The organism is Caballeronia sp. (genome assembly GCF_049581465.1).
In the GTDB taxonomy this organism is placed as follows: domain Bacteria; phylum Pseudomonadota; class Gammaproteobacteria; order Burkholderiales; family Burkholderiaceae; genus Caballeronia.
Genome location: NZ_JBAUSA010001124.1, coordinates 1 through 4,285, shown reverse-complemented (window position 1 = coordinate 4,285; position 4,285 = coordinate 1). Strand labels below are relative to the sequence as shown.

Genomic DNA, 4,285 nt, shown 5'->3' with positions numbered 1-4,285 from the left:
TTCGCGGAAGTGAATGACCTGCTGGCGTAACAGCGGTAAAGCGTTCTGGTTGTCGCTGGCACTGCCGATCGGTGCGTGCGTGTCGTTGCTTGACGGTTACCCTTGGGCATTTGTGGCGATCGTGCTGTTCGCTATTCCTGTGCTCGACGTGATGATAGGGCGGGGTGCTCCTGTCTCGGGGCAGGCGATAGAGAAAACGGCCGAACAACAGGTTCCCTGCTGGTTTGCTGTTATATGGGCTTGTGCAGTCGCGATCGGTGTCTACCGCGCGGCACATGCTCCGGCGCCGGAGTTGATCGGGCTAATCGTCGGATGCGGCGTGTTAAGCGCTACCGCGATGGCGCATCTGCATGAACTGACGCACCGACCTGGCAAAATATGGCGGCTGGTTAGTGACCTTGCATTCATCGTCGCCGGTTATCCGCACTACCGGGTGGCGCACCAGTTGCACCATGAGCACGTTGGGAACGCAGAGTTTGGCTCCGCGGCATCGGTGGGCACGTCTCTCTGGCGCCACGTAGGACGCTCTTACGCGTCAGCATTGAAATCGTCGTTCGCACGACGCTCTTTTCAGCACGACGGGGTTCCGCGTAGCCTCTTCCGAAACGTGTTTGTCGGCTTATTGCTGTTCTGTATAGCGTTGGCGCTGCATCAATGGCGCGTCGCGTTCTTCTACGCTGGATACGCAGCTGTCAGCGTGTTTATTGTCGAGGCCGTCGGCTATATGCAGCACTACGGACTCGATCGAGACCCTCCGCCTACTGCTGCCACCTCGTGGGACGTCGACTTTTGGCTGTCGAACTGCCTGCTGGTGAACAACGGATTTCACGGTTCTCACCATCAAGAGGGGCACTTGCCATATCAGCGTCTGGCCGTGCAGCGCGCCACTTTACCCGGAGGCTATTTTCAGATGCTTTGGCTAACATTGGTGCCACCTCTTTGGTTTTCGGTGATGGACCGCAGGGTGAGGATCCTAGTCAGGCAGCGACGGCAAGATGCTGCTTTCAGAGATCAGGCGGCCCGCGATGGTTGCGAGATAGTTTGAGTCCAGCGTTTCCAGTCGGATTTCGGCGGCATGCCCGGTTTGCGAGTAATTTTTCTTCGTCGAGCGAACGTACGCTGGGTCGTAGTAGTCGACCATGATGCTTTCGAAGAGCGCGTCAATTTCGCCGAGTTCGGCCAGCGACGACCACTCCTGCAGCGTCGCTCCGCCAACGAGTGCTTTCAAATAGCCCAGTTGTGCGACCAGCGCCGCGGGGTCGCGCTCAAAGTGGGGATACTCGCGGTGCCACATCGCGATTCTCTCAGGCATCGGAGTATCGACCGCGTAGAGGCGGCCGCCGTGCATTCGGTCGAAAAGCGCAGTCGGCAACTGCACGCGGCCGATTCGCTTGCTCTCACTTTCAATCCACACCTGCTTTGACAAATCAAGGCGACTCATCTCAGCTAGCAACAGGCTGTCGAATAATTTTTGGCTCGGCTGTGCCCGACCCGGTATCGCGCCAATGATTGAACCGCGGTGTGAGGCAAGCGCCTCTAAGTCGAGGACCTGTGCTCCTGCTTCACGTAACGCGAGCAACAGGCGAGTTTTTCCACACCCAGTTGGCCCTGAAAGCACATTTAGCTTCAACCGCGTGGGCATCTCCGCAAGGGTTTCACGTACCCAGTTTCGATAGCCCTTCCAACCCGTCGGTAGCCTTTGGACCTTGTAGCCGATTGTCTCCAGGGCGTCCGTCCAAAGCTTGCTTCGTTTTCCGCCCCGAAAACAATAAACGAGGATGGTGGCTCGCCGACTGGTGCGAAAAAACGGAAGCTCAAGGTGGCGCGCGATGTTTCTAAGCGAATATGCAACGCCGATCTGATAGGCCCTCATTGGATCCGTCCGATGGGCCGTACCGACCTCCGCGTATTCCTCGTCGAAGACCACCGGGAGGTTGACCGCTCCGGGCAGATGATCTTCGGCGAATTCGCGCGGACTTCGTGCGTCGATGATCAAATCAAATTTGCGCAGTGCGTCTAAATCGTACATCGCAATTCCTCTTAACATAACGCGATGATGAAGTAAATACCAGACGGGGACACCCCGTTACTAATGGGTATCGGGCTAGACTTCCATTAACCGCCCAGACAAATACGTAAACAACCTTCCTGTTTGTTCGCCGCCGGATCGGTTCTCCTAAGCGCCACGAGCCTTCTTCGATCGCCCAACAAGGCCGCATCAATTACAAATTGACACATGTTTGTTCGTCGAACTAGAAGATATGTTAGACAAGTGTGTAGATATGATCTACAAATGATATCAAACGTGAATCAATTCTTGTCATTCGTGAGAAAACTGCGTGATGCATGGAAAGTTTCCCGGCTGCGTGGCATTAATCCTTGTTTTGCGAACGATGCCAAGGGACGAAATGCTGACGCTAACCAAAAGGGATCTCGCGATCCTCGACGGCGCTCAACCTGAATACGAAATTTTTTTGGTAGAGACAGGTGAGGGAGAAGAGGATCGTGAAGGGTGGTGGTTGATGAATGTGAAAATTCCCAGTGAGGCGAAAGTCTACGTTGTCCAGACAGCGCTTGGGCGAACCAAGTTATGGAAACGTCTTGATATCGCAATGGACTTTGTAAAGGAAACGTGCCCGCGCATTAGTTCTGTGCACGTGCTACTCAGGCGAGAAAAAGACTGAATTGAAGCGGTCGATGTCGGCGCTACCAACACCGACATCACCTGACCATTTTTCAAACTTCGTGAGGTCTAAGATGGCTAGCACCATTATAGCGTTCGCGCGGCTGTGCTCGCTCGTAGCTGACCAAGGTAGAAGTCATGGTTGACTTCAATACCTTGGCCTTGGAATGCGCGCCGAATATTCATCCGACGACGCTCCAAGCCGTCGTGCGGACGGAATCGGGTTTCAACCCCTTCGCTATCGGTGTCGTTGGTGGCCATCTTTCAAGGCAACCCCAAACGCTCGCCCAAGCCGTCGCGACGGCCAAGGCGCTCGACGCCCAAGGCATCAATTTCAGCATGGGACTTGGCCAAGTCAACAAGGCCAACCTCTCCCGATACGGACTTACCTACGCAACTGCGTTCGATCCATGTGCGAACTTGCAGGCCGGCGCTGACATCTTGCGAGGCTGTTATACGCGAGCAGTTGCAAGCATCGGAGCGGGAGACCAAGCGCTGCGGGCGGCGATCAGTTGCTACTACAGTGGCAACTTCACCCGCGGGCTGAAGACCGAGTTTCGGGGCACCAGTTATGTTCAGCGGGTCTCCACGAACGCGCAGGCGACAAACCCGTCGATAGACGTACCGGCGATTTCGGTCGTCATGGACCGCAAGCTCGTCGCTAGTGCGCACCATAGCAAGCCCAGCGCGCCACCAGTCGACGCCGATCCTGACTCGCCGGTGGCGACGCCGGCCATGACTACGACCGCGACTCCTATTTCGCACCCCGCTTGGGATGCGTTCGGTGACTACGCGTGTGATGGATCCGCTTCCTGCAAATGATTGTTGCGGACGCGGACAGTCCGTGCCCGGTTTTTTGAGTCGCCCTTCGGAGGAGCCATGTCTAAAAAGTACCACATTCAGAACGTATTGTTAGTAGTACTTACCGTACCAATAACGTATTCCTATGCATTCGCAAGCGGACTTGATTCGGCGACGCAAGGTGCGACGACCTTCAAGGTCTGGCTTTATAGCTTCCTTGGCGTGTGCGCGCTGATGTACCTCGGCTGGAAGGGGGCCGAGTCGTGGATGGATAGGGGACATTGGTCCGATTTCGTTACTGCATGCGGCAAGGTTGCCGTCGTCGGCGGAGTCGCAGTGCTCGCACCGTGGCTATGGAACATGTTTGTCAGTTGAGACGCTATGTCCGAAAAAACGAAATACCCCGGATTCAATGGGCTCGGGCGTACGCCGAACGTGTGGGGAGTGCCCTATATGCCGGCGCTCGTGGTCTTCGCTTGCTCGATATTTGTGGGGCTTTTATGTGCCGCGTTCGTGGGACCCGGAGGGCTGCTGTTCTTCTTCATGGGTTTCCCTGTCTTGCTATTTTTTAAGCACATCTGCGAGACAGACGATCAGGGTCTTCGCATCATGTGGCTCGAACTCCGTTGTCGCGCCTACTGGTGGGGCTTGCGCCTCGTCACGTTTCTGAAGACGGGCCGGGCGAAGCCCTTCGATTTCGGTAACACAGCGACGCTTGGACCGCTGCGGTATGGGCGGCACCTTCGCGTTTATAAGCGCTTCTTCGCCAAGGCGACAGGCGCTGCAGCTAAACGGACTCGC

6 protein-coding genes are annotated in these 4,285 nt (G+C 56.0%); 5 read left to right on the top strand and 1 reads right to left on the bottom strand.

Annotated features, from left to right (window positions below; genetic code table 11):
- Window positions 1-49 precede the first annotated feature (49 nt).
- Window positions 50-1,045 (top strand): fatty acid desaturase, encoded by a 996-nt coding sequence (locus WCA53_RS27520; RefSeq protein ID WP_423918250.1) that lies wholly within the window; start codon window positions 50-52, stop codon window positions 1,043-1,045.
- Here WCA53_RS27520 and mnmH read toward each other — a convergent pair.
- Window positions 974-2,029: a tRNA 2-selenouridine(34) synthase MnmH gene (gene mnmH, locus WCA53_RS27515; RefSeq protein WP_423918246.1), complete on the bottom strand. Its 1,056-nt coding sequence runs from the start codon at window positions 2,027-2,029 to the stop codon at window positions 974-976. The genes WCA53_RS27520 and mnmH overlap by 72 nt on opposite strands.
- Before the next feature lie 313 nt (window positions 2,030-2,342).
- On the opposite strand from mnmH, the gene WCA53_RS27510 reads away from it, so the two are divergent.
- The 4 genes from WCA53_RS27510 to WCA53_RS27495 form a co-directional block, all read left to right on the top strand.
- The gene (locus WCA53_RS27510; protein ID WP_423918242.1) at window positions 2,343-2,684 is read left to right on the top strand and encodes a hypothetical protein; all 342 of its coding nucleotides are present in this window, start codon (window positions 2,343-2,345) and stop codon (window positions 2,682-2,684) included.
- A gap of 137 nt (window positions 2,685-2,821) precedes the next feature.
- Window positions 2,822-3,505, top strand: coding sequence for a lytic transglycosylase domain-containing protein (locus tag WCA53_RS27505; protein ID WP_423918237.1), 684 nt, complete (start codon window positions 2,822-2,824; stop codon window positions 3,503-3,505).
- Between the two features lie 57 nt (window positions 3,506-3,562).
- A complete protein-coding gene (locus tag WCA53_RS27500) occupies window positions 3,563-3,859 on the top strand; it encodes a hypothetical protein (RefSeq protein ID WP_423918234.1) in 297 nt (98 codons plus the stop codon).
- Between the two features lie 6 nt (window positions 3,860-3,865).
- On the top strand, window positions 3,866-4,285 hold a 420-nt coding region (locus WCA53_RS27495), incomplete at its 3' end, for a VirB3 family type IV secretion system protein (RefSeq protein ID WP_423918231.1).